This is a genomic window from Curtobacterium sp. MMLR14_010 (genome assembly GCF_001865015.1).
Lineage (GTDB): Bacteria > Actinomycetota > Actinomycetes > Actinomycetales > Microbacteriaceae > Curtobacterium.
This window is the reverse complement of record NZ_MJGV01000046.1, coordinates 733,854-757,020: the sequence shown is the minus strand read 5'-3', so window position 1 is coordinate 757,020 and position 23,167 is coordinate 733,854. Positions and strand designations below refer to the sequence as shown.

Genomic DNA, 23,167 nt, shown 5'->3' with positions numbered 1-23,167 from the left:
TCCAGCAACCAGGACCACCGCCAACCACCGGACGGGAGGCTCGTGGCGGCCCGCCACGAGCCTCCCGTCCGCCGCGTCAGCGGTGTCCGACGATCGCCGGCAACGGCATGTGGTGCCGCATCCGGACCGCCAGGTGGAAGCCGCCCCGGCGGGCGAGCACGACGCCGATCACGGCGGCTGCCGCGGCGGGCACGCCGCCGGCGACCATCATCCCGACGTGCGCGCCGAAGTGGTCGACGACCTGGCCCATGAGCGGCCCACCGATCGCCTGACCACCGAGCAGTACGAGGATGTAGAGCGACATCACGCGCCCGCGGATCGCCGTGTTCGAGGACAGCTGCACCATGGAGTTCGACGCGGTCTGGAACAGCAGCTGTGACATCCCGACGGCGACGAGCATGACGGTGAACGGGGCGATCACCGGGATCGAGCCGGAGACCACGAGCAGGATCCCGGTCCAGAACACCCCGCCGACGATCGTGCGCAGCCGGACCACCGCACGCCGGGTCGACAGCAGGGCCCCGACCAGGGCGCCGACCGCGACCGCGGAGTTGAACAGGCCGTAGCCCCCGGCGCCGACGTCGTAGACCTGGGACGCGAAGGCCGACAGCAGCACGGGCATCGTCAGCGCGAAGACCGAGAAGAACGCGACGAGGATCACCGGCACGATGATGGTGGGCTTGCTGACGGCGTAGCGGAGCCCCTCGCGGAGCTGCCCCTTGCCGCGGGGCGCCGCCGGGGTGCGGTGCAGCTCGGACACGCGGAGGAACCCGAGCGTCACGACCACGGCCACGCAGGCGATCGCGTTCACGCCGAACGACCACCCCGCCCCGACGGCCACGAGGAGCGCGCCGGACAGCGCCGGGCCGATCATGCCGCCGAGCTGGAACACGGACGAGTTCACGCTGATGGCGTTCCGCAGGTGCTTGTGTCCCACGATCTCGGTGACGAACACCTGGCGCGCGGGGTTGTCGATGACGGTGACCATGCCGACGACGAAGGCGATCACCCAGATGTGCCACGCCTGCACCACCCCGGCCAGGGTCAGGGCGGCGAGCAGCGCGGAGAGCAGGGCGAAGGCGCCCTGCGTGATCATCATCAGCGCCCGCTTGGAGAACCGGTCGACGAGCACGCCGCCGAAGAGCCCGAACAGCAGCATCGGCGCGAACTGGCACGCGACGGTGATGCCGACCTGCGCGACGGAGCCGGTGAGCTGGAGGACGAGCCAGTCCTGCGCGATGCGCTGCATCCACCCGGCCGTCATCGCGACCAGGTTCGTCGCGGTGAACAGGCGGAAGTTCGGGACGGACAGCGCGATCAGGGTGTGGCGCCACGGCGGACGGGTGGCCTGGATCGGGAGCGGTTCGGTGGGCGGGTGGAGGGTCGTCGATGACGCGCTCACAGTGGGGCTCTCCGGCGGTCGAGGGCGGGAAGGTACCCACTCGAAACTAGTCGATGCCGGGCCATTCGACACCCGTATGGTGGCTATCAGTCCATTGCGTTCTCGAATGACCCGTGTCACCGGAAGGCCCATCGTGATCGATCCCGTGCTCCTGCAGACCTTCCTGGCGGTCGCCGAGACCCGCAGCTTCACGCAGGCCGGGGCGCGACTCGGCATCAGCCAGCCCACCGTGTCGCAGCACGTCCGACGGCTCGAGACCGCGGTGTCGCGGACCCTCGTGGCGCGGGACACCCGTGGCGTGACGCTGACGGACAACGGCGACGCGATGGCCGGGTTCGCGCGGACGATCCTGGCGGCGCACGCCACCGCGGACGCGTACTTCTCCGGCTCGGCGACCCGCGGGCGACTCCGGTTCGGGGCGGCGGACGACCTGGCGATCACGCAGCTCCCGCGCATCCTGCGGGACTTCCGGCGCCTGCACCCCCAGGTGAACCTGGAGCTGACGGTGAACCAGTCGTCGCCGCTGCTCCGCCGGGTGCACGCCGGCCAGCTCGACCTCGTGTTCATCAAGCAGACCGCGGGGGAGTCGGCCGAGGGCACCCGCGTGGCGACGGACCAGATGGTGTGGATGGCGCAGGACGGCATCGCCGTGGAGCGTGACGAGCCCGTGCCGCTCATCGTGTACCAGGCGCCGAGCATCAGCCGGCAGATGGCGATCGACGCGCTCGAGGCCGCCGGCCGCACCTGGCGCATCACCTGCAACACCCGCGACGTGAACGGCGTGCTGGCGGCCGTCCGCGCGGGCATCGGCGTGGCGGTGTTCCCGCACTCGCTCATCCCCGCCGACCTGGTGAAGGTGTCGCAGCGACTCGGGCTGCCCGACCTGCCGGCCGTCGACTACGTCCTCATCGCCAACCCGACCGTGCAGCGCGAGCCGATCGACGCCCTGACGAACGCGATCCTGTCGCGCGGGGTCGTCCGCGCGGTCTGACGCGAGACACCCCCGTCAGCGCGAGACGCCCCTGTCAGCCCCGACCCGGCGACATCGAGGGAGCAGAAGACGTCGAGTGCGCACGGGCGACCCGACGATTCCTGCTCCCTCGATGCGGAGACGGGACGCGCGGGAGACGGGACGCGCGGACGCGTCAGGGCGCGAGCGTGGGGACGACGCCCGTGCCCGTGAGGTCGGGGAGCGTCACGCCGGCCATGGCCAGAACCGCGCTCGCCACCGCCCACAGCAGCACGAGGGTCCCGACACCGCCGAGCACCGCCCCGAGCAGGGCGACCGGCCGCTGCCACGTGGTCGCCGGGTTCCGCAGGGTCACGACCGAGCAGACGAGCGCGACGAGCCCGAGCACCAGCCCGACGGCGTGCACGGTCGTGGGAGCGGTGAACCACCAGGCCGCCAGACCGACGGTCGCCAGGGCGGCCACCACGCCCAGCACGGCACCAGGGGTCGCCCCGATCGCCGCACGTCGCGCGGTCGTCGGTGCGGCCGGCGCACCGGACGGGAGGCTCGGCTCGGCCTCGGCGGACCCGGTCGCCGCCGTCGCGGTGCCGGTCCCGAGCGGGACGGACGCCGCCGGAGCGGTGACGGGAGGCGCGGCGAGCAGCTGGTCGAAGGGGGTGGTCGCGGCGGGGGCGACGGCAGCAGCGGCGCCGGCGCCCTGCTGGTGTGCGAAGCGGCGAGGCGTGCGGTAGCCGACGGGTCCCGAGGGTTCCGGCTCGGTGCCCTCGACCACGACGTGCTCCAGGCCGGGGACGGAGAACCGCGGCTGTCCGGTGCGGGGGACGACCGGTCCGACGTGCACCCCGGCCGCGGCGGGCGCGCTCATGCCGGCGCCGACGAGGGCCGCGGCGCGGGCTCCGGCGGTCGTGGTCGTGCCGGCGTCGACGGGGGAGACGGGCGTGGGGGCGGGCAGCTCGGCCGCGCGGTCGAACGGACGCGTGTGGACGGTCGGCGAGGTGGGTGCCGGCGGCAGGTGCTCCTCGGACGGCATGTGGTCCGGGACGACGACCTCGGGGTAGCCGGCATCGGGCGCGCTGACCGGGACCGGCACCGAGCCGGGGGTGCCCTGCCGCGGGGTGGAGCCGTCGGTGTGCGCGGCCGGAGCGGTCGTGGCGGACGCGGGGGGAGCCTCCAGGACGGTGGTGCCCTGGGGGCTCTCGACGTACGGGGCCGTCACCCAGGCCGGGACGGGCCGGCGGGGTCGATCGGAATCGGGCATGCGGTGCGACGCCACGTGTGCTGCTCCCTCCGTCGGTTGATCCACCATCAGTTCTAGCCGGAAGACGTGGTCTCGGCGCAGCCCCAGTTCCGGGGTGGCGCCGGTACGGTCGGAGCATGACGGGCATCGAACACCGTCCTCTCGGCCCCTCGGGGCTCGTCGTCTCCACCGTCGGACTCGGCTGCAACAACTTCGGCAGACCGGGGACGGTGACCGAGACGCAGGAGGGCACCGACGCCGTCGTGCACGCGGCCCTCGACGCCGGCGTCACGCTGCTGGACACGGCGGACATGTACGGCGGGACGCCGGGGCAGTCGGAGACGATGCTCGGTGCGGCGATCGCCGGACGGCGCGACGAGGTCGTGCTCGCGACGAAGTTCGGCCTGGACATGGGCGGGGTGAACGGGCCCGACTGGGGCGTGCGCGGGTCCCGGCGCTACGTGCGGCTCGCGGTGGAGTCGTCCCTGCGGCGTCTCGGCACGGACTGGATCGACCTCTACCAGATGCACCGGCCGGACTCCGTGACGCCGATCGAGGAGACCCTGTCGGTCCTCGACGACCTGGTGCGCGAGGGCAAGATCCGCTACGTCGGGCACTCGAACTTCGCCGGGTGGCAGATCGCCGAGGCCGAGCTGACCGCGTCCATCGCCGGCACCACCGCGTTCGTCTCGGCGCAGAACGAGTACAGCCCCCTGTCCCGCGACGTCGAGGCCGAGGTGCTGCCGGCGGTCCGGGCGTACGCGCTCGGGTTCCTGCCCTTCTTCCCGCTGTACAACGGGCTGCTCAGCGGCAAGTACACCCGCGGTGACCGCCCCCAGGACGGCCGCCTGACCCGGCTGAAGCCCGAGCTCCTCGACTCCGCCCCGTGGGACGTCCTCGAGGAGTACCAGCACTTCTGCGACGAGCGGGGCGTCACGATGCTGCAGGCCACATTCGCCTGGCTCCTCGCGCAGCCCGGGCTCACCAGCGTCATCGCGGGGGCCACGCGGCCGGAGCAGATCACGCAGAACGTCGACGCGGGCACCGCGTGGGTACCGAGCGAGGACGACCTCGCCGAGATGACGGTCGTGTTCGACGCGGCACGACCGGCCTGACCCCGGACGACGAGGGGCCGGGCACGCGTGCAGCGTGTCCGGCCCCTCGTCGCGTCTGCGGGTGGGTCACATGTCGCGGTAGCGCTTCGCGTCCGCCACGGCCTGCTCGAGCTGGAGCGCGTCGAACTGCTTCGTGTAGCCGGGGGTGTCGCGTTGGATGCGCCATCCCTCGGACAGGGCGCCGATGTCGACCGGCTCGAAGCCGAACTCGTCGATGAGGTCCGCCACGGTCTGCTTCGCCTCGGCGTCGTCGCCGGCGACGATGAGCGCACGACGGTGCTGCGTCCCGCGGGGCGAGCCCTGCGCGGGCAGGTCGGGCGCGTAGATGTGGTTGAAGGCCTTCACGACGCGGGCACCGGGCAGGTGGTCCTGCAGCAGCTCCGCCGTGGTGGTGGTCTCGTCGTCGAGCGCGGCGATGTGGCCGTCACGCTCCGGGTAGTAGTTGTTCGTGTCGATCACGACCTTGCCGACGAGCGGCTCGACCGGGATGCTCTCGATCGCGGCGAGGGGAACCGTCACCACGACGAGGTCCCCGGCTGCTGCCGCCTCGTCGCGCGTGACCGCACGCGCCCGGTCGCCCAGCTCGGACACGAGGTCCGTGAGCGTCTCCGGTCCGCGCGAGTTCGCGATCGCGACGTCGTACCCGTTCTGCACCGCCAGCCGTGCCAGCGCTGATCCGATGTTGCCTGCTCCGATGATGCCGATGGTCGTCATGCCTGGAGTCAACGCCGTGCCCCCTGGCGCATTCCGAGGCATGATGGCGACATGGCACACGAGTTCCGCGACGAGGCAGACCAGCGTCGGTACGCCATGTACGTCGACGGGGACCTCGTGAGCGTCCTCGACTACCGCCAGAACGACGACGCCGTGACGTTCCCGCACACGTACACGGTCCCTGCGCACCGTGGCCACGGGTACGCCGGCGAGCTCGTCGCGTACGCGGTGGACGACGTCGAGGCCAGGACCGACAAGCGCATCGTGCCGATGTGCTGGTTCGTCGGCACGTGGTTCGACGCACACCCCGAGAAGACCCCGCTCCTCAGCCGCAACGTCGCGGACTGAGCACGTTCGACAGGACCAGCCCGTGCAGCAGATCGTCCCCTTCCTCTGGTTCGACGGACAGGCCGAGGACGCCGCCGCCTTCTACGCGTCGGTCATCCCGGACTCCTCCCTGGACCACGTCGAGCGTCTACCGGACGGCTCCACGATGGTCGTCGAGTTCCGTCTGCACGGGCAGCCGTTCCGGGCGATGAACGCCGGCCCCGGGCACCCGCACTCGGACGCGATCTCGTTCCAGATCGACGTCGACGACCAGGCCGAGCTCGACCGCGTCTGGGACGCGTTCCTCGACGCCGGCGCCACCCCGTCGATGTGCGGGTGGCTCACGGACGCCTGGGGTGTCGCGTGGCAGGTCACCCCGGCGAACTGGGGCGAGCTGATGAGCGCCGGCGGTGACCCGGCCGGGGCCGCCCGCGCCTTCGAGGCGATGCGGCAGATGGTGAAGCTCGACATCGACGCGCTGCAGGCGGCGATCCGCGGCTGAGGCTCCCGAGGGGGCATGACGGCTGCCGGTACTGTGACCGGCAGGGGAAGAGCGCCGGCCCACCGGCGTGCAACAAGCTGGAGGCACGATGGACCACCCGAGGTCCGACGTCCGCAACGCTGACATCGGACGCGCCTACACGGAGCTCTCACGCATCACACGCCGCGCGAGCATCCGCGCCCGCGGCAACGACGCCGTGCTGAGCATCGTCGACCAGTCGCTCGTCGACTTCGTCGTGCAACATCCCGGCTGCATGGCCATCGACATCGCCCGGTACCTGCGCCTGAACCGCTCGACGATCTCCCGACAGCTGGCCGGTCTGCTCGCCGCCGGCCTGATCCGCACGACGGACGGCGGTACCGGCAACGCCAAGCCCCTCGAGGCCACGCCGGCGGGGTGCGCGGCGCTGGAACGGTCCGTGCAGCTGCACCGCGACGCCCTCGACGAGCGGATCGCGAGCTGGTCGGACGACGACATCGCCCTGCTGGCCGGGCTGCTCGAACGCCTCGGTGCCGCGGACGAGGCCGGACTCCCCGTCCCCAACCGGGTCACCGACGCGTGAGCACCTCGCTCCTGGTGCTGTCCGACACCCACCTGCCGAAGCGCGCGAAGGACCTGCCCACAGCGCTCTGGGCCGACGTCGACGCCGCCGACCTCGTCGTGCACGCGGGGGACTGGGTCGACCTGGCGACGGTCGACCTCCTGCAGGCCCGCAGCCGGTCGTTCGTCGGGGTGCGCGGCAACAACGACGACGCCCCGGGCTTCGAGGAGCGCCTGCCGCTCTTCGCCCGCTTCGACGTCGAGGAGCTGCGCGTCGCCCTCGTGCACGAGACCGGCGCGTCCACCGGCCGCGAACGCCGTGCCGCAGCGGCGTACCCGGACACCGACGTGCTCGTCTTCGGGCACTCCCACATCCCCTGGGACACCCGGGTCACCGGCCCCGGTGTCGGCGGGACGACCGGAGCACTCCGCCTGCTCAACCCCGGGTCGCCCACCGACCGCCGTCGTCAGCCCGACTTCACCTGGATGCGCTGCTCGGTCGACGGCTCGGCGCTCGCCGTGGAGCTGGTGCGGCTCGCCCCGGGGTCGACGGAGCCGTCGGCCGCGCCGAGCACACCGGCCACCGACGTCGTGGTGGCCGCCGCGGGGTAGCCCCGTCCGACCGCGTCGCCCGGAGAGCCGACCGCGTCGCCCGGGGAGCCGACCGCGTCGCCCCGCCCGTCCGAGGCGGCCGGCGCGCCCACCGCGTGGCCCGTCGGCATCCGGAAGAACGCCAGTTCCCAGGCGACCGACGCCCGGAACGCCCGCGCCATCGCGCCGCGCACGGCCGGGGTGGCAGCCCGAGTCAGGTCCTCGACGTGCTCCGTCGCCGCCGCGCTCGACGCCGCGAACCCGGGGTCCCCGTACGCCGTGATCCAGTCCGCGAACGGGTGTGCGGGTACGGCTGCGGGTGCGGGTGCGACTGCGCCGAACTGCGCCCCGACCCAGGCGTAGACCCGGAAGCACGGCAGCACCGCCGCGGCGAGGACGGCCACGTCGTCGGCGTCCGCGCACGCCGCCAGGTGCGCGAGGTACCCGTCGCAGGTCGGGTCGACCGGGTCGTCGGCGTGGGTGCCGGCGAGTCGTCGGTGGTGCAGCGAGGCCGCCTCCTCGGCGCACCCCGCAGCCGCAGCCGCCCAGAACGCCGCCGCGGTCGGCTCAGCCCCGGTGGCCCCCGCCGACCGCGCCCCGACCGCGCCGAGGTGCCGCTCGTACGCCAGCAGGTAGTGCACGTCCTGCGCCAGGTACCCCGCGAAGACGTCGGGGTCGAGCGTGCCGTCCGCCATCCCCCGCAGGAACGGCGTGTCGATCGTCGCCGCGAGCAGCTCCTGCGCGTCCGTCCACCACAGGTCCGTCGACCGGACCGGTGGGAGCGCCCGGCGCACGAGCGCCCCGTGGTCGACCGGCCCGTTGCCGCTCCCGACCTCGAGCGCGTCGGCACCCTGGAGCGCCGCCGTCAGCCAGTCCTTCGCCCCGCGGACCGCGAGCTCCCAGTCCCCGTGCCGTGCCGCGAGCGTCGCGATGGCGCTCGACAGCGAGCACCCGGTGCCGTGGGTGTTCGTCGTGGGGACACGGGGCCCCCGGAAGACCCGGACGGCCCCGTCGGGAGCGACGAGCACGTCGTCCGAGGTGCTCCCACCCGCGTGCCCGCCCTTCGCGAGCACGAGCACGTCCCACCGCCGGGCGACGGCCAGGGCAGCGCCGACGGGGTCCGCGTCGACGTCCACGGCCCCGGCGAGTCCCGCCAGGACCGCCAGCTCGCTCCGGTTCGGCGTCACGAGGTCCGCGAGCACAAACAGCTCCGTCATCGCGACCTCGGCGTCCGCGTCGAGCAGCCGGTCGCCGCTCGTGGCCACCATCACCGGGTCGACGACCACGACGGGTGGTCGGTGTTCCCGCAGCCACCGCGCGACCTCGCGGACGACCGCTGCCGTGCCGAGCATCCCGGTCTTGACCGCGTCCACGACCACGTCGTCGGACACCGCCTCGAGCTGGTCGCGCAGCACCGACACGTCCGGCACGTGCACCGACCGCACCCCGTGCGTGTTCTGCGCGACCACCGCGGTCACCACCGCCATCCCGTAGCCGTCGTGCGCCGCGATCGCCTTGAGGTCCGCCTGCAGCCCCGCCCCACCGGTCGGGTCGGTCCCGGCGATGCTCAGCACGCGCACCGGCCCGCTCACCGTGCACCACTTGACGGGAGGCTCGACACCCGTCCGCCACCCGGCTGTCTGCCGAGCGGGTGGCCGGCACCACCGCCGCGCCACGCCGCCACGTACGCCGCGGCCGCAGCACCGGGGTCGGGCGCGGCACAGATCCCCGAGACGACGGCGATGCCCGCCGCACCGGCAGCCGCCAGCGGCGCCACGTCCTCCAGGTCGACCCCGCCGATCGCGACGCACGGCAGGTCCGTGGCCGCGGCGATCCGGGCGAAGCCGTCGTGGCCGAGCGCCGGCGGGTGGTCCGGCTTCGTCGTCGTGGGGTGCACGACCCCCACCCCGAGCAGGTCGACGGTCCCGCGGGGGAGCGCCGCCAGGGCGTCGAGGTGCGCCGGGGTGTTCGCGGTCAGCCCGACGTGCGCGTCCGGCCCGAGCAGCGCCCGCGCCGCGGACACCGGCACGTCGGACTGCCCGAGGTGCACGCCCGCCACCCGGTGTCCCGCGCACCGGGCAGCCAGGGCGACGTCGAGCCGGTCGTCCACGACCACGGCGGCCCGGTCGCCCACCGCGTCCGCGACGGCGATCGTCAGCGCGAGGAGGTCCCTGGCGCTCGCGTCCTTGTCCCGCACCTGCACGATCCGGACCCCCGCGTGCACGGCCGCCCGGACGACACCGAGCACACCGATCCCGTGCCGGTCGCACAGCAGCCGGTCGGTCACCAGGTACACGCCGACGTCGCTCACGCGGCACGCTCCTCGGTGACGCGCGCGACACGCAGCACGTCCTCGGGGGTCAGCGACGCCAACCGGTCGAGGAACAGCGGCTGGAACGTCCCCGGGCCACCGGCGTCCACCGCCGCGAGCTCCGCCGCGACCGTGTGCACGAGCGTGCCGGCCACCGCAGCGGCACCCGGGTCGTCCGGCGACACCGCCGTGAAGGCCGCGATGACGGCGCCGAGCGCGCACCCGCCGCCGGTGATCCGCGTCAGCAGCTCCGACCCGTTCGCGACCCGTACCACCGTGCCGGACCAGCCCGGGGCGCCGGAACCGGCCACCAGGTCGACGGGACCCGACACGGCGACGGCGCCCACGAGCCTCCCGGCCGTCGCGTCGACCGCCGCCGCACGCGCGTCGTCGGTGCCGGCCGTGCTGTCGACCCCGCGCCCACCAGCGGAGGCGCCGAGCAGCGCGAGCACCTCGGACGCGTTCCCGCGCAGCACCGTCGGCCCGAGCGCGAGCAGGTCGCGCGCCAGCGCCGTCCGCACCGGGAGCGACCCGACGGCCACCGGGTCGAGCACCCACGGCGTCCCGTGCTCGACGGCAGCGGTCGCGGCCTCGACCGACGCCACCCGGGGCTCGGCGTGCGGCGTGCCGGTGTTCACCAGCAGGGCGTCGGCGACCCGGGCGAACGGCCCGGCCTCGGTCGGCACGTCGACCATCGCGGCCGAGGCGCCGAGCGCGAGCAGCACGTTCGCCGTCACGTTCTGCACCACGGTGTTCGTGATGCACTGCACCAGGGGACTCCTGGCACGGACGGCCTCGAGTAGTTCAGCGGTTCGTTCTGGCCACACGGGCGCAGCGTTCTCCATGGACGATCCCTTCGCGAGTACGAGCTCGAGCAGGTTCGACGGGTGTGATCTCAGCCGCTGGTCGCGGCACCCCGTGTCTCGAGCAGCACGGTACACGACGCGTGTCAGGCGCGTGTGCCAGGGTGGAGAGGTGCCAGATGCCCTGCCCCCCGGTCCGCCGCCCGGTCCCCGCGACCCCGGCGACGCCTGGGCGTACGGACCCGACGGCACCAAGGCGTGGGGCCTCTTCGGCGCCGCCGGACTCCTCGTCGACGACGGCCGCGGCCGTGTCCTGTTGCAGCACCGCGTCGAGTGGAGCCACCACGGCGGCACCTGGGGCATCCCCGGCGGCGCGAGGCACCAGCACGAGGACGCCGTCACCGGCGCCCTCCGCGAGTCCGCCGAGGAAGCCGGCGTCCCGCTCGACGGCATCGACCTGCGCCACACCGCCGTGCTCGACCTCGGCTTCTGGACGTACACGACCGTCGTCGGCCGTGCCGCACGGCCCTTCGAACCCGTCATCGCCGACCGCGAGAGCCTGGCGCTCGACTGGGTCCCCGTCGAGTCCGTCGAGGACCTGCCCCTCCACCCGGGCTTCGGCGCCTCCTGGCCGGCCCTCCGAGCCACCATCGACACCAGCCCGCACGTCGTCGTCGACGCCGCCAACGTCGTCGGGAGCGTGCCGGACGGCTGGTGGAAGGACCGCTCCGGCGCGGCGACCCGGCTCATCGACGGGATCACGGCGCTCGCCGCGGTGGGGCTGCCCGCCGAGGCCCTCGGGCTCGAGTTCAGCACGTGGTGGCCGCAGTGGACGGTCGTGCTCGAGGGCGACGCCCGCGGTGCCGACGTCGCCACGGGTCCCGGCGGGGGCGACGGCATGGGCGGTGCACCCGGCGTGGCCGTCGTGCGGGCGCCCGGCTCCGGGGACGACGCCATCGTGGCCGCAGCGGCCGACGCCGTCGCGGCCGGGGACGGCCCCGTCGTCGTGGTGACGGCGGACCGTGGGCTCCGCGACCGCGTGACGGCGCTCGGCGCCGGCGTGCAGGGGCCGAGCTGGCTCCGCGACCGGCTCTAGGGACACCGCGCGACCGGGCCGCCCCGCGCCCGGGCCGACAAGCGCACGTGTGCGGATGGATCGCGCCAACAGCGCCGGTGACCGCTACGCTGACCTGCACGCCACTGCGGCCAGCACGACGACCGCGACGACGAAGGCACGTCAACGGAGACGACCGCGACAGGAGACGCCCATGGAGCGCATCACGAAGGCCGACGACCGGGTCCACCGGCCGGCCGGCCCCTGGACGCCCACCGTCCACCGGCTCCTCGCCCACCTGCACGAGCAGGGGTTCGTCGCGGCGCCGGAGCCCATCGCCCTCGGGGACACGCTCGAGACCGTGTCGTTCGTCCCCGGTGTCGCCGGCGAGTACCCGTGGACCGAGGACGTCGCGAGCGAGGCCGCCCTCGTCACCAGCGCCCGCATGCTCCGGCACTACCACGACGCCGCGGCGACCTTCCCGCTCGACGACACCGTCGACGTCTGGTCCCAGGCACACCGGGCACCCGTCGAGACCGTCGTCCACGGTGACTTCGCCCCGTACAACTGCGTGTACGACGGCATCGCGGCCGTCGGCCTGATCGACTTCGACACCGCGCACCCGGGCCCCCGCGTCTGGGACGTCGCCAGCGCGGTGTACCGGTTCGCGCCGTTCACGACCGGCCTGGACGAGGGCCGGGCCGCCCCGACGCTCGAGGCCCGCCTGGCCCGCGCCGCCGAGTTCTGCCGGGCGTACGGGCTCGACGACGTGTCCAGGAGCCGGGTCGCCGAGACGATGGTGTCCTCGCTCGTCGCCCTCGTGACGCTCATGGAGACCGAGGCGGCCGCCGGCAACCCGAAGTTCATCAGCGACCTGCAGCACGGGCACGCCGACCTGTACCGCGCCGACGTCGCCTACCTCGAGGACCACCTCGACGAGATCGCCGCCGCGGTGGCGTGAGCCGCGCCACCTGACGGACCGCGGCCGGCAGGCACGACGCCCCACGGGCCTCCCGGCCGCCGTTCAGCGCGCACACGGCTGGTGCTCGCGCTCGCTCCGGTAACGTACCGCGAGCCATGACGGACAGCCCGGCCGACGCCACCCCCTACGAAGTCCTCGGCGTCGCCGCGAGCGCCGACGACGAGGAACTACGCCGCGCCTACCGGCGCGCAGCCCGCGAGACCCACCCCGACCTCGGTGGCGACGCCGTGCGGTTCCGGCAGGTCCAGGTCGCGTGGGAGCGCGTCGGCACGCCGGCGGCCCGTCGCGCCTACGACGCCGGTGGGTCCCGGCCCTCGTCCGCGCCCTCCGGCTCGTCCGCGTGGTCGGCGTCGGCCGGGAGGCCCGGGTCGGGTCGCGACGCCTACGCACCGCCCGCAGCGCGGCGCGACTCCCGCCCCCGGGCCCGGTCCCACGGACACCCCGGCGGTCGGTCGCGTGAGGTCTTCCTCGCGGCCGAGCGCGAGTGGGTCGGACTCGGCGACCCGATCGAGGACCCCTACGACCCGTCGCTCATCCGGTCGGCGCCGCGGTACATCCGCCGCCTGCTCGGGGAGGCCCTCGCCGAGGAGTCGACCGCCGCGATCGTCGCCGACATGGGCATCGGCGTCACCGTCTGGCACGACCTCGACGCCGGGGCCGAGGGCAAGCTCGACCACGTCGTGCTCATGCCGAGCGGGCTGTGGGCCCTCGAGTCCATCGACTGGGGCGGACCCGTCCGCGTCGAGCACGGCGAGATCGTCGGCGAGACGCTCGAGCCGGGGGAGCGTCCCGTGAAGGAGCTCGTGCGCGCCGCGCGTGCCGTGCAGAAGCAGACGCGGGTGCGGTTCACGGGGCGGATCCTCGTCGTGCCGGACTCCGCGGTCGACACCGACGTGCAGCTCGTCGGCCCGCAGCGGAAGCCCACGGCGTTCGTCGTGCGGCGCAGTGCGCTCGGGCAGGTGCTCAACGGCATCTGGTCGCCCGAGGGCGCAGTCGACGTGTTCGACGTCCGCGACCGGCTGCAGCAGACCGTCCGGTTCGTCTGACGGGGTCTGTGCTCGCCTAGTACCCGCGGAGCTTCTCGAGGTCGCGGCGCTCCCGCTTGCTCGGGCGTCCGGCGCCGCGCTCGCGCATCGGGACGAAGCCCGCTTCCTCCTTCGGCAGGCGGGCCGGCGTCAGGTCGTCGAGGTGCTTCGCCGCCTCGGTCGCGCCGACGCGCTTGAGGATGAGGCTCTTCACGACCACGATCCGGTCGAAGCCGGCCTGACGCACGCGGACCTCGTCCCCGGGGCCCACCGGCTGCGACGGTTTCGCCCGCTCGCCGTTCACCTTCACGTGCCCGGCCTTGCACGCGGTCGTCGCGGCGGACCGGGTCTTGGTGATCCGGACCGCCCAGATCCAGCTGTCCACCCGGGCCTTGTCCATGCCCCCACCCTAGGCGCGCGTCCCTCGTGCCCGCTCCGCCAGCCTGCCCCGTCCGCCCATCCGCCCCGCCCCACCCGCCCGCCCATCGAGGGAGCAGAAGACGTCGGGTGCGCAGACCCCATCCGACGTCTTCTGCTCCCTCGATGCCGCTCGCTCGGCGTGGGGCAGCCCGTACGCTTCCCGGGTGAGCACGGACGAGCAGGCGGGCATGGCGCGGGCACTGGCACTCGGGCTGCTGCGGGACGCGGAGCTCGGGGAGCGGGTCGTCATCCGGGCGCACGACGCCGGGGGAGCGCGCGACGCCCTCGGGGACCTCGTCGCACGGACGTCGGACTCCGTCACGGTGGACACCCGCCGGGGCCTCGTCGACGTCGCCCTCGAGGACGTCGTCGCCGCCAAGCGCGTCCCACCGCCCCCGGCGCCCCGCCCGCGACGTCCACGCTGACCGTCCCAGTCCGGCGCTCCGCACCCCGCACGGTGCTCGGTCGCTCAGCCCGTGCGAGCTCGACCACCCCGTGCGAGCCTGTTCCGCCGCACGGGGTGCGCAACCTCGCACCACGTGCAACACCCGCGCCGCCGCGCCACACGGCGAGCCGCCGCCGCCGCCACACCCGCCCCGTCGTAGCCTTGCGCCCATGGCAGTCCCCGTCCCGCTCGGCACCGAGGACCGCACCGCACGCGTCGTCCTCCGCCGCCCCGACTCCTGGCAGCGCGCGGACACGGCGCAGGCGGACCTCCGCGTGGTGGGCGACGACGTCGTCGTCACCGTGCGCTCCCGCCCGAGCGACCGCTCCATCGGTGACGAGAACGCCTCCCTGCTCGACCGCCTGCCCGGCTCCGTCGACGGCCTGCTCCTGGTCGGCTGCGACGTCTGGACCACCGTCGGCGCCCCAGCCCGCCTGGTCGAGTACGTCCGCCCCGACGCCAGCGCCGAGGAGGACGACGGCCCCGGCGACATCATCGGCGCGCACCTGCTCTTCGTCACCGGCCGGCACCGCGTCGACGTGACGGTCGAACGCCCCCTCGCCCGCCTCGCCGACACCGACGACCTCGTGTTCGCCGTCCTCGACTCCGTCCGCGCCGTCGGCCCGGTCACGACCGGCGCCACCCGCGACCTCGAACCGCTCCCGGCGCCCCTCGCCCAGACCGTGGTCAGCGGCCCCCGACTCTCACCAGAGGCCCTCGCCACCCTGCAGAGCCTCGCCGGCCGACGGTGGAACCCGACGCTCCTCCGCACCCCTGGCGGCCGCGAACTCGTGGACGCGGGCCTCGTCGGACGCTTCGGCACGCTCCCCGCCGGCACACAGGCACTCCTCGAGCCGTGGGTCGCGGAGACCCAGCCGACCGTGCTGGAACAGCACCGGCCCGACGGACGCGTGTCGAGCCTCCAGGCCTGGTCCCGCACCGTCGTCGACGCACCGGACGACACGGGTGCGGTCCTCACGCGGCTCGCGCCGCAGCGCGTGGTGGCGCTGACGGCCGGGAGGCTCGGCGTGCGCCCGACGTGGACCTTCCCGTTCCGCACGGGGTCGCTCCGAGCCGACCTGCTCGACCGGCGGCTCGCCGGTGGGGACGACGCGCCTGAGCTGCCGAGCGCCGTCGCCGAGGCCGACCCGCGGCTGGCACGGTTCTGGGCCGCGCCGTGGACGGTCTCGTACCTCCGTCGGCCGGGGAGGCCGACCCCGGTGACGATCGTGCACGCGGAGGGCATCGGCTTCGCACGCGTCGGACGCACGGAGGCCGGCGCCTCCGCGTTCGCTGCGGAGTCGCCGGCCAACGTGTACCGATCGGTCGTACGGGCGTTCCTCACTCCCTAGGCGGCGGGGCCTGCGGTCAGGGTCACGGTGACGGTGCTTGCCGCGCCCGTGGTGTCTGTGTAGGCGACCGACACCTCGTCGCCCACCGACTTCGACTGGATGACCTTCGTCAGTTCGTCGGAGCTCGTCACGGTCGTGCCGTCGACCGAGGTGATGGTGTCCCCGGCGGCCAGCCCGGCCGCGGCGGCACCGGAGCCCTCGACGGTGCCCGCGACCGCGACGCCACCCGTGGTGGCCGTCCCGCTCACCTGCACCCCGAGGAACGCCGGGAGCCCGATCGTGATCGTGCCGGTTGCGTCGCCCGCCAGGATCTTCTGGGCGATCGACTTCGCGGTGGCGATCGGGATCGCGAACCCGGTGACGTCCGAGCTGCCGGACGAGGCGGCGGTCGCCATGCCGACGACCTCGCCCTCGCTGTCGAGGACCGGGCCACCCGAGTCGCCGGAGACGATGTCGGCCGCCACCTGGATGAGCCCGGTGAGGGACTCGGTCCCGGTGCCGGACTCGCTCTGCACCTGGATGTCCTGGTCCGTCGCCGTGACGGTGCCCTCGGCGGCGACCAGGTTGCCGGTGCCCTCCGCGTTGCCGACGTCGGTGACGGTGTCGCCCGTCTTCGCACCCCCGTCGTCGTCGAGCGAGACCGTGCTCAGCCCGGAGGCGTCCTTGAGCTTGAGGACGGCGACGTCGTTCGTGGCGTCGGCGCCGACGACCTCGGCGTCGTACTCCTTGCCGGTGGTCTCGTCGGTGACGCTGATGCTCGTCGCGCCCTGGATGACGTGGTTGTTCGTCAGGATCGTGCCGTCGGACGTCAGGACCATCCCGGTGCCGGCGGCCTGCGAGGCGGCGTCGTAGTTCAGGATCGTGTTGATCGTGACGACGCCCTTCTTCTGGGCGGCGGTCGCGGCCGTGGCGGGGGACTGGGTGCCGGTGCTGCTGCCCGACCCGCTGCCGGTGCCGCTGCCGTCGGTGCCGCTGCCCGTTCCGCCGCCCGTTCCGTCGCCCGGGACGGTGAAGCCGTTCGTGCCGCTGCCGTCGGTGCCGGTGCCGGACCCGCTGCCGGTGCCGGTGCCGGGCAGGGTCGTGGAGCCCTGCGACTGGCTCGACGTGGTCCGCGTGCCGTGCGAGGACAGTCCGAGTGCGGTGCCGCCGGCTGCCCCGACGATCGCGAGGGCCGCGACACCGGAGCCGATCATCAGCCCGAGGCGGCGGCGCTTCGACGTGCCCGGACGAGCCCCGAACGCACCGCTCCAGCCGGTCGTGTCGGCGGGGTGTGCGGCGCCGTACGGCGTGCCGTGCTGCGCGGCGTGCGACCAGGTGGCCGTGCCGGCGAGGGCCGGGCTGCCGATCAGGTACGGGCCGTGGCCGTCGTGCGTGTAGGCGTACGGGCCGGAGCCGTCCGGGCCGTAGAGGTAGGGGCCCGAGCCGTCGAAGGCGTAGGCGGGTCGGAGCGTCGACCGGTCGGCGTGCGGTGCGTCCCACGAGGCGCGGGGCGCGCCGGCCTGCGCGTCGATCGGCGTGGTGCCCGGTTCGGCGTCGGGGTTCTGGTTCTCGTTCATCGGTGCTCTCCGGTCGCTCTCGACTCCCCGGTCGGGTGTCGATGGATCGAGTACAGGCCCGGTTCCCATGGGGAGCCTATGAACGAGCACTGCGTGCGCTCACGACTCCCTCGGCGATCACCGAGGGAGCCGACCGGGTTAGGGTTGCCTCACCTCCCATGCGCTCTCCGTCCCCCGCCCCGCCCGCGCCCAGTTCCGTGCCACGACTCGTCGGCGCGACCGTGCTGGCGGTCGTCGTGCTCGTCGTCGCGGTCGCCCTGAGCATCGCGTTCGGGTCGCGGCCGATCCCGCTCGCGGCGGTGTTCGACGCCGTCACGCATCCTGGTCGCGACGACGAGATCGGGCTGATCGTGCTCGGCAACCGCGTGCCGCGCACCGTCGTGGGCCTGCTCGCGGGCTCGGCCCTCGGCGTCGCCGGTGCCGTGATGCAGGGCGTCACCCGCAACCCGCTCGCCGACCCCAGCGTGCTCGGCATCAACTCCGGGGCGGCGCTCGCGGTGGTCGCCGGCATCGCGCTCTTCGGGATCAGCGGCACCGCGGCCTACCTGCCGTTCGCCTTCGTCGGGGCGGCGCTGGCGGCGCTCCTCGTCTACGGCATCGCCTCGGTCGCGCGGCGCGGACTCACCCCGGTGGGCCTGGCGCTCTCCGGGTCCGTCGTGGCGGCCGCCCTCGCCTCGATCACCACGGCGGTGCTCGTGACGAGCCAGAGCCTCCTCGACCAGCTGCGGTTCTGGCAGGTCGGCGCCCTCGCGGGCAAGGACCTCGGGGCTGCCGGCGCGATCACGGTCCCGGTGCTCGTCGGGCTCGGCATCGCGTTCGCCCTCGGGCGTTCCCTGAACACCCTCGCCCTCGGGGACGAGCTGGCGGCGTCGCTCGGGCAGCGCGTGGTGCTCGTCCGCGCGGTCGGCGGACTCGTCACCGTGCTGCTGGCCGGGTCGGCGGTCGCCGCGGCCGGTCCGGTCGCGTTCATCGGGCTTGCCGTGCCCCACGCCGTCCGGCGGCTGAGCGGACCCGACCACCGGTGGACGATCCTCCTGTCCGCGATCGTCGCACCGGCCCTGCTGCTCGTCGCCGACGTCATCGGCCGGGTCGTCGCGTACCCGGGGGAGCTGCAGGTCGGCATCGTGACCGCGCTCATCGGGGCACCCGTGTTCATCGCGCTCGTCCGCTCGAAGGCGGTGCGGGGCCTGTGACGACGACGGGACGCCCCACGCGGCGACGGGTGACGGGGGTGCGACGTGAGCTCGTCGTGCTCGGGGTCGTCGTGGTCGTGCTCGTGGCACTGGTGCTCGTCGGGCTCGGCGTCGGCGACATCCCGCTCGCGCCCGGCCAGGTCGTGGCGGCGCTCGTCGGCCACGGCGACACCGTGTCGGACTTCGTCATCGGGCAGCTGCGCGGACCCCGGGTCGCGGCGGCGCTCCTGGTGGGGGCGAGTCTCGGCGTCGCGGGCGGCATCGTGCAGAGCGTCGTCCGGAACCCCATCGCCAGTCCCGACGTCATCGGCATCACCTCGGGCGCGAGTGCGTCGGGCCTGACCGCGATCGTGCTGTTCGGCGTCTCCGGCATCGGGCTCTTCTGGACCGTGCTCGTCGGGGCGGTCGTCGTGTCGGCCCTCATCGCCGGCCTCGCCTGGCGCCGCGGCATCACCGGCAACCGCGTCGTGCTCGTCGGCATCGGTGTCGCGGCGATGTCGGTCAGCGTCACCGGGTGGATGCTCACGAGCGGCACCGTCCAGCAGGCGGGCACGGCGCTGCTCTGGCTCTCCGGCAGCCTGAACGCCGTGGACCCGGGCATCGTCGGCGTGCTGGCGATCGCGTTCGCGGTGCTCGTGGTCGCGGCCCTCGTGCAGTCGCCGCGGCTGACCGTCCTGACGCTCGGGGACGAGGTCGCGTCGTCGCTCGGGCTCCGACCGAACCGGGCCAAGGTGCTCCTGCTCCTGACCGCCGTGTGTCTGACCGCTGCGGCCGTGGCGACCGCCGGGCCCGTGTCCTTCGTCGCGCTGATGGCGGCACCGATCGCACGTCGGCTCGTCGGCGGTGGTCGTGTGGCGCTCGGACCGGCCGCAGCGGTCGGCGCGGTGATCGTGCTCGCGAGCGACCTCGTCGCGCAGTTCGCCCTCCCCGGAACCACGCTGCCGGTCGGTGTCGTGACCGGGGTCGTCGGTGCGCCTTACCTGCTCTGGCTGCTCGCGCGGTCCCGCTGATCGGCGCGGACCTGTCCGCTCCCCGCGGACAGGTCGTGTCACTCGTCCACGGGGCTCTCGACGGGCCGCTCGTTTCCGATACGCTTGACTGCCAAGAGGAGGAGGTCCACCGATGCCAGATCCAGTGGTCCCGCAGCCAGAGGGACAGCGCGCCCCGGAGCAGCGGCTGGTCGACACGACGCTGACCTTCAGCATGGAGTTCGGCGCGTCCCTGACGCCCGAGTCCGGTGTCTCACCCGAAGAACGTGACGCCATCACCGCGTTGCCGTCCGGTTCGGCGTTGCTCGTCGTCCGCCGCGGCCCCAACGTCGGAGCGCGCTTCCTGCTCGACTCCGACGTCACCACGACCGGCCGACACCCCGACGCCGACATCTTCCTGGACGACGTCACCGTCTCCCGGAAGCACGCGCAGTTCCTCCGGAACGGCACCTCGTTCACGGTCAAGGACAACGGCTCGCTCAACGGCACCTACTTCGACGGTGTCCGCATCGACGAAGCACCGCTCACCGACGGCGCCGAGGTGCAGGTCGGCAAGTTCCGCCTGACGTTCTACGCGTCCCGGGTCGACCTGGCGCGCCTGGCGAACGCGTAGTGGCCGCGCGCTCGGCCGCAGTGCGGTCGGGTTCGCCGGCCGCGGACCTGTTGACGATCGGACAGGTCCTCGCCCGGCTCAAGCCGGAGTTCCCCGACCTGTCGAGCTCCAAGCTCCGCTTCCTCGAGGAACGCGAGCTCGTCATGCCGGTCCGCACCGCCAGCGGGTACCGGAAGTTCTCACCCGCTGACGTCGACCGGCTCCGCGTGGTGCTCGGCCTGCAGCGTGACCACTACCTGCCGCTGAAGGTCATCAAGGAGTACCTCGCCGACCTCGACGCCGGTCGGCAGCCCGCGCTCCCCGGTGGTGGCGACGGTCCTCGGCCCTCGATCCTCGGCCGTGAGAAGCGCTACACGCGGGACGACCTCGTCCGTGCGGCCCAGGCGTCTCCGATGCTCGTCGCCGACGCTGTGTCCGCGTCGCTCCTGCCGGCGTCCGAGACCTTCGGCGAGGACTCGGTCGTCGTGCTCAAGGCCCTCGTCGAGCTGCAGCGCACCGGCATCGAGCCGCGGCACCTCCGGACCTTCCGCAGCACCGCGGAGCGCGAGGTCGGGCTCATCGAGTCCGCGCTCATGCCCGTCTCACGCCGTGGTGACGCCACGTCCCGGGCCAAGGCGTCCGAGCTCGCGCGGGAGATCGCCGGGCACCTCGAGGTCATCCGCTCGAACCTCATCCGCGCCGCGATCGGGCGGATGGACGCGTGAGCGGTGCTGGTGGAGCGTCGGTGCGCAGGCGTATCCTCGACACGCCGGACGCGCCGAGTCGGATGTCCCGCGTCGGACCGGTCGGAGTCGCTACCGTGGACCTCGGAACAACTCTCAACCCGTCGTTGAACCTTCGGGTGAGGGCTCGATCGTCGTGGAAGGCAGTCCAATGAGTGGGAACGACACCCCCGGTACCCCGTCTGACACGACGCGGTACGACCTCGGGTTGCTGTTCACCGACGGACTCCCCGAGCACGACGAGCAGAACGGCTACCGCGGCACCGTCGCCGCCAAGGCCGCCGGCATCAGCTACCGCCAGCTCGACTACTGGGCCCGCACCGAACTCGTGCAGCCCACGATCCGAGGCGCTGCCGGGTCCGGGTCGCAGCGCCTCTACGGCTTCCGCGACATCCTCGTCCTCAAGCTCGTCAAGCGCCTGCTCGACACCGGCATCTCCCTCCAGCAGATCCGCACGGCCGTCAACCAGCTCCGCGAGTCCGGCGTCTCCGACCTCGCCCAGACGACGCTGATGTCCGACGGCGCCTCGGTGTACCTGTGTACCTCGGACGACGAGGTCATCGACCTGGTCTCCCGCGGGCAGGGCGTCTTCGGCATCGCGGTCGGCAAGGTCCTGCGCGAGGTGGAGTCCTCCCTCGTCGAGCTCGACGCGACGCCCGCGGCCGACCCCTCCGACGAACTCGCCGCGCGCCGCGCTTCCCGCGCTTCCTGACCCGGACGGGTTCCCGCCCCGCGCGCCCTGGCGCGCGTGTCCGCCCTGGACCTGGACCTGGCGCTGAAGTCGCACTCCGCGTCGCCTCGTACGGCGCCGACCCGACACGGACTGCGAGCTCACCGTGCCGTTCAGCGCCGAGGGGTGCCCGCGGCCCCGCGGCCCTGCGGCCCTGCGACCCTGCGACCGGCCCGCGGCCCCGCCGAGTGGTCACGACACCCCGCGTGCACGTCGCCCACCGGTCGGGAAGCGTCGCTGGAGCGAAGCCTGAGCCGACGCTCCGTGACCCCTCGCCGGACGTGAGCGGGGAGTCCTGACCGCTCGCGACGGTGCCCGGCCGACCACACGCCGACGGCCACGGCGTGGCGGGCGCCGGACGAGCCTCCCGGCCGGCGGTAGTGACCGGACCCGCCGCCCGGTCGACGGACGTGACCGGTCTCCGCGCTCTGGCGAGATCCCTCGGTGAGATCGCACTCGGTGTCGCCGTCGCCTCCACCGACGCCGACCCGACACGAAGTGCGATCTCAGCGGGCCGATGGGCACCCGTCCCGCCCCACCCAGCCCGCCGAGTGATCACGACACCCCGCGTGCACATCGCCCACCGGTCGGGAAGCGTCGGTGGAGCGAGCCCGAACCGACGCTTCGTGACCCCTCGCCGAACGTGAGCGGGGAGTCCTGACCGCTCGGCCCGCGGACGCCCCCACACACGAACGCACCCCGGATCGGCGACCCAGGGTGCGTGCTCAGTGCGGAAGTCCGTGCGTCAGACGGGGGCGCCGTCGGCGTACGGGCCGATCTTGCCCGTGCGCATGATCCGCTCGAGCAGCTGGTCGAAGTTGCGGGCCATCTCCTGTGCGGACTCGCCGGGCCACGCGTGCAGGGGCTTCGCGGCACCCTGGGCCTGCTGGAGCGAGGTCCGCTCGGGCAGCTGCGGGGAGAGCACGAGCGGCCCGAACATGTCGCGGAGCTCCTTGATGCGGAACTGGTGCTCGAGCGACTGCACCCGGGCGCGGTTCACGATGATGCCGAGGGGCTGCAGGCGCGGGGAGAGTCCGCGGCGGATCTCCTCGATCGCGCGGAGGGCACGGTCGGCGGCGGCCACGGAGAACAGACCGGGCTCGGTGACCACGGTGACGCGGTCGGACGCTGCCCACGCGGTGCGGGTCAGGGCGTTCAGCGAGGGGGCGCAGTCGATGAGGACGAGCTCGTAGTCCTGCTCGACGTTGGCGAGCGCTTCCTCGAGCTTCCAGATGTCACGGATCGACGGGTGCGGCCCGTCGAAGTTGATGGCCGACGGGGAGCCGACCATGACGTCGATCTTGCCCTGGGAACCCTTGGTCCAGCCGGACGGCGCGATGGCCTGGCGGACGATCTTCTCCTTCGGGTTCTCGAGGACGTCGGCCACGTTGAGGTGGCCGGCGATGTTGATGTCGAGGCCGGTGGAGACGTCGGACTGCGGGTCCAGATCCACCACCAGCGTTCGCAGACCCTTGGCGAACGCGGCGGAGGTCAGACCGAGTGTGACCGTCGTCTTGCCGACACCGCCCTTGAGAGAGCTCACGCTGAGTACATGCACGTTGAGCAACGTTACC

Annotated in this window: 24 protein-coding genes, 1 pseudogene and 1 riboswitch; of the genes and pseudogenes, 16 read left to right on the top strand and 9 right to left on the bottom strand. The window is 73.6% G+C overall.

What is annotated here, in order from left to right; translation table 11 throughout:
• Nucleotides 1-76 precede the first annotated feature (76 nt).
• The gene (locus tag BIU98_RS12115) at nucleotides 77-1,402 is read right to left on the bottom strand and encodes an MFS transporter (RefSeq protein ID WP_071276181.1); all 1,326 of its coding nucleotides are present in this window, start codon (nucleotides 1,400-1,402) and stop codon (nucleotides 77-79) included.
• A gap of 133 nt (nucleotides 1,403-1,535) precedes the next feature.
• On the opposite strand from BIU98_RS12115, the gene BIU98_RS12110 reads away from it, so the two are divergent.
• Complete coding sequence (locus BIU98_RS12110) at nucleotides 1,536-2,393, top strand: LysR substrate-binding domain-containing protein (RefSeq protein ID WP_071276179.1); 858 nt, start codon at nucleotides 1,536-1,538, stop codon at nucleotides 2,391-2,393.
• A 154-nt stretch (nucleotides 2,394-2,547) separates the two neighbouring features.
• Here BIU98_RS12110 and BIU98_RS12105 read toward each other — a convergent pair whose 3' ends face one another.
• Complete coding sequence (locus BIU98_RS12105) at nucleotides 2,548-3,630, bottom strand: hypothetical protein (protein WP_139200683.1); 1,083 nt, start codon at nucleotides 3,628-3,630, stop codon at nucleotides 2,548-2,550.
• Nucleotides 3,631-3,746: 116 nt separating this feature from the next.
• Between BIU98_RS12105 and BIU98_RS12100 the strand changes: the two genes are divergently transcribed.
• Nucleotides 3,747-4,724 carry an aldo/keto reductase gene (locus tag BIU98_RS12100; RefSeq protein ID WP_071276175.1) on the top strand — a complete coding sequence of 326 codons (978 nt, stop codon included), beginning with the start codon at nucleotides 3,747-3,749 and terminating at the stop codon, nucleotides 4,722-4,724.
• A gap of 66 nt (nucleotides 4,725-4,790) precedes the next feature.
• On the opposite strand, the gene BIU98_RS12095 is transcribed toward BIU98_RS12100, so the two are convergent.
• Nucleotides 4,791-5,438 (bottom strand): NADPH-dependent F420 reductase, encoded by a 648-nt coding sequence (locus BIU98_RS12095; protein ID WP_071276173.1) that lies wholly within the window; start codon nucleotides 5,436-5,438, stop codon nucleotides 4,791-4,793.
• A 30-nt stretch (nucleotides 5,439-5,468) separates the two neighbouring features.
• Between BIU98_RS12095 and BIU98_RS12090 the strand changes: the two genes are divergently transcribed.
• From BIU98_RS12090 to BIU98_RS19860, 4 genes are all read left to right on the top strand, one after another.
• Nucleotides 5,469-5,786: a GNAT family N-acetyltransferase gene (locus BIU98_RS12090; protein WP_302847972.1), complete on the top strand. Its 318-nt coding sequence runs from the start codon at nucleotides 5,469-5,471 to the stop codon at nucleotides 5,784-5,786.
• A 22-nt stretch (nucleotides 5,787-5,808) separates the two neighbouring features.
• Nucleotides 5,809-6,267 (top strand): VOC family protein, encoded by a 459-nt coding sequence (locus BIU98_RS12085; protein WP_071276169.1) that lies wholly within the window; start codon nucleotides 5,809-5,811, stop codon nucleotides 6,265-6,267.
• A gap of 88 nt (nucleotides 6,268-6,355) precedes the next feature.
• Nucleotides 6,356-6,829, top strand: a complete 474-nt coding sequence (locus BIU98_RS12080) for a MarR family winged helix-turn-helix transcriptional regulator (protein ID WP_071276167.1) — start codon at nucleotides 6,356-6,358, stop codon at nucleotides 6,827-6,829.
• Entirely contained in the window at nucleotides 6,826-7,419 is a 594-nt protein-coding gene (locus BIU98_RS19860) for a metallophosphoesterase (RefSeq protein ID WP_083393200.1), read from the top strand. The genes BIU98_RS12080 and BIU98_RS19860 overlap by 4 nt, the downstream gene beginning before the upstream one ends.
• A 167-nt stretch (nucleotides 7,420-7,586) precedes the next feature.
• On the opposite strand, the pseudogene thiD reads toward BIU98_RS19860, so the two are convergent.
• The 3 genes and pseudogenes from thiD to thiM all read right to left on the bottom strand — a co-directional run.
• Nucleotides 7,587-8,972, bottom strand: a pseudogene (thiD, locus tag BIU98_RS12070) (bifunctional hydroxymethylpyrimidine kinase/phosphomethylpyrimidine kinase); the annotation flags it as partial.
• A 14-nt stretch (nucleotides 8,973-8,986) separates the two neighbouring features.
• The gene (gene thiE, locus BIU98_RS12065) at nucleotides 8,987-9,709 is read right to left on the bottom strand and encodes a thiamine phosphate synthase (protein WP_083393198.1); all 723 of its coding nucleotides are present in this window, start codon (nucleotides 9,707-9,709) and stop codon (nucleotides 8,987-8,989) included.
• A complete protein-coding gene (thiM, locus tag BIU98_RS12060) occupies nucleotides 9,706-10,554 on the bottom strand; it encodes a hydroxyethylthiazole kinase (RefSeq protein WP_071276161.1) in 849 nt (282 codons plus the stop codon). The genes thiE and thiM overlap by 4 nt, the downstream gene beginning before the upstream one ends.
• Nucleotides 10,543-10,638: riboswitch (TPP riboswitch) on the bottom strand. Its footprint overlaps the gene before it by 12 nt.
• A 46-nt stretch (nucleotides 10,639-10,684) precedes the next feature.
• Here thiM and BIU98_RS12055 point away from each other — a divergent pair.
• The 3 genes from BIU98_RS12055 (at nucleotide 10,685) to BIU98_RS12045 (ending at nucleotide 13,594) form a co-directional block, all read left to right on the top strand.
• Complete coding sequence (locus BIU98_RS12055; protein WP_083393197.1) at nucleotides 10,685-11,608, top strand: NUDIX domain-containing protein; 924 nt, start codon at nucleotides 10,685-10,687, stop codon at nucleotides 11,606-11,608.
• 172 nt (nucleotides 11,609-11,780) lie between these two features.
• Nucleotides 11,781-12,527: an aminoglycoside phosphotransferase family protein gene (locus tag BIU98_RS12050; RefSeq protein ID WP_071276157.1), complete on the top strand. Its 747-nt coding sequence runs from the start codon at nucleotides 11,781-11,783 to the stop codon at nucleotides 12,525-12,527.
• Between the two features lie 116 nt (nucleotides 12,528-12,643).
• The gene (locus BIU98_RS12045; protein WP_071276155.1) at nucleotides 12,644-13,594 is read left to right on the top strand and encodes a DnaJ domain-containing protein; all 951 of its coding nucleotides are present in this window, start codon (nucleotides 12,644-12,646) and stop codon (nucleotides 13,592-13,594) included.
• A 16-nt stretch (nucleotides 13,595-13,610) separates the two neighbouring features.
• Here BIU98_RS12045 and BIU98_RS12040 read toward each other — a convergent pair whose 3' ends face one another.
• A complete protein-coding gene (locus BIU98_RS12040; RefSeq protein ID WP_071276153.1) occupies nucleotides 13,611-13,973 on the bottom strand; it encodes an RNA-binding S4 domain-containing protein in 363 nt (120 codons plus the stop codon).
• A gap of 184 nt (nucleotides 13,974-14,157) precedes the next feature.
• On the opposite strand from BIU98_RS12040, the gene BIU98_RS12035 reads away from it, so the two are divergent.
• Nucleotides 14,158-14,418, top strand: coding sequence for a hypothetical protein (locus tag BIU98_RS12035; protein WP_254787881.1), 261 nt, complete (start codon nucleotides 14,158-14,160; stop codon nucleotides 14,416-14,418).
• 190 nt (nucleotides 14,419-14,608) lie between these two features.
• Entirely contained in the window at nucleotides 14,609-15,790 is a 1,182-nt protein-coding gene (locus BIU98_RS12030; RefSeq protein ID WP_071276151.1) for a hypothetical protein, read from the top strand.
• Here BIU98_RS12030 and BIU98_RS12025 read toward each other — a convergent pair.
• A complete protein-coding gene (locus tag BIU98_RS12025) occupies nucleotides 15,787-17,346 on the bottom strand; it encodes a S1C family serine protease (protein WP_254787879.1) in 1,560 nt (519 codons plus the stop codon). The two genes, BIU98_RS12030 and BIU98_RS12025, sit on opposite strands and share 4 nt — an antisense overlap.
• Before the next feature lie 158 nt (nucleotides 17,347-17,504).
• On the opposite strand from BIU98_RS12025, the gene BIU98_RS12020 reads away from it, so the two are divergent.
• From BIU98_RS12020 to BIU98_RS12000, 5 genes are all read left to right on the top strand, one after another.
• On the top strand, nucleotides 17,505-18,539 hold the full coding sequence (locus tag BIU98_RS12020; protein WP_083393195.1) for an iron ABC transporter permease: 1,035 nt from the start codon (nucleotides 17,505-17,507) through the stop codon (nucleotides 18,537-18,539).
• A 38-nt stretch (nucleotides 18,540-18,577) separates the two neighbouring features.
• The gene (locus BIU98_RS12015; protein WP_254787877.1) at nucleotides 18,578-19,549 is read left to right on the top strand and encodes an iron chelate uptake ABC transporter family permease subunit; all 972 of its coding nucleotides are present in this window, start codon (nucleotides 18,578-18,580) and stop codon (nucleotides 19,547-19,549) included.
• Nucleotides 19,550-19,661: 112 nt separating this feature from the next.
• Complete coding sequence (locus tag BIU98_RS12010; RefSeq protein ID WP_071276147.1) at nucleotides 19,662-20,141, top strand: FHA domain-containing protein; 480 nt, start codon at nucleotides 19,662-19,664, stop codon at nucleotides 20,139-20,141.
• Nucleotides 20,141-20,845: a MerR family transcriptional regulator gene (locus BIU98_RS12005; RefSeq protein ID WP_071276145.1), complete on the top strand. Its 705-nt coding sequence runs from the start codon at nucleotides 20,141-20,143 to the stop codon at nucleotides 20,843-20,845. Before BIU98_RS12010 ends, BIU98_RS12005 begins: the two co-directional genes overlap by 1 nt.
• Before the next feature lie 169 nt (nucleotides 20,846-21,014).
• Nucleotides 21,015-21,575, top strand: coding sequence for a MerR family transcriptional regulator (locus BIU98_RS12000; protein WP_071276143.1), 561 nt, complete (start codon nucleotides 21,015-21,017; stop codon nucleotides 21,573-21,575).
• A 763-nt stretch (nucleotides 21,576-22,338) separates the two neighbouring features.
• Here BIU98_RS12000 and BIU98_RS11995 read toward each other — a convergent pair.
• The gene (locus BIU98_RS11995) at nucleotides 22,339-23,151 is read right to left on the bottom strand and encodes a ParA family protein (RefSeq protein ID WP_071276141.1); all 813 of its coding nucleotides are present in this window, start codon (nucleotides 23,149-23,151) and stop codon (nucleotides 22,339-22,341) included.
• Nucleotides 23,152-23,167: the final 16 nt, after the last annotated feature.

Bases quoted from the DNA above. Each gene is read 5' to 3' on its own strand.
- thiM (WP_071276161.1), bottom strand. From the start codon at position 10,554: ATGGAGAACGCTGCGCCCGTGTGGCCAGAACGAACCGCTGAACTACTC.
- BIU98_RS12095 (WP_071276173.1), bottom strand. From the start codon at position 5,438: ATGACGACCATCGGCATCATCGGAGCAGGCAACATCGGATCAGCGCTG.
- BIU98_RS12045 (WP_071276155.1), top strand. From the start codon at position 12,644: ATGACGGACAGCCCGGCCGACGCCACCCCCTACGAAGTCCTCGGCGTC.
- BIU98_RS12020 (WP_083393195.1), top strand. From the start codon at position 17,505: ATGCGCTCTCCGTCCCCCGCCCCGCCCGCGCCCAGTTCCGTGCCACGA.
- BIU98_RS12080 (WP_071276167.1), top strand. From the start codon at position 6,356: ATGGACCACCCGAGGTCCGACGTCCGCAACGCTGACATCGGACGCGCC.
- BIU98_RS12025 (WP_254787879.1), bottom strand. From the start codon at position 17,346: ATGAACGAGAACCAGAACCCCGACGCCGAACCGGGCACCACGCCGATC.
- BIU98_RS12000 (WP_071276143.1), top strand. From the start codon at position 21,015: ATGAGTGGGAACGACACCCCCGGTACCCCGTCTGACACGACGCGGTAC.
- BIU98_RS12100 (WP_071276175.1), top strand. From the start codon at position 3,747: ATGACGGGCATCGAACACCGTCCTCTCGGCCCCTCGGGGCTCGTCGTC.
- BIU98_RS12105 (WP_139200683.1), bottom strand. From the start codon at position 3,630: ATGCCCGATTCCGATCGACCCCGCCGGCCCGTCCCGGCCTGGGTGACG.
- BIU98_RS12010 (WP_071276147.1), top strand. From the start codon at position 19,662: ATGCCAGATCCAGTGGTCCCGCAGCCAGAGGGACAGCGCGCCCCGGAG.
- BIU98_RS12050 (WP_071276157.1), top strand. From the start codon at position 11,781: ATGGAGCGCATCACGAAGGCCGACGACCGGGTCCACCGGCCGGCCGGC.
- BIU98_RS12030 (WP_071276151.1), top strand. From the start codon at position 14,609: ATGGCAGTCCCCGTCCCGCTCGGCACCGAGGACCGCACCGCACGCGTC.
- BIU98_RS12040 (WP_071276153.1), bottom strand. From the start codon at position 13,973: ATGGACAAGGCCCGGGTGGACAGCTGGATCTGGGCGGTCCGGATCACC.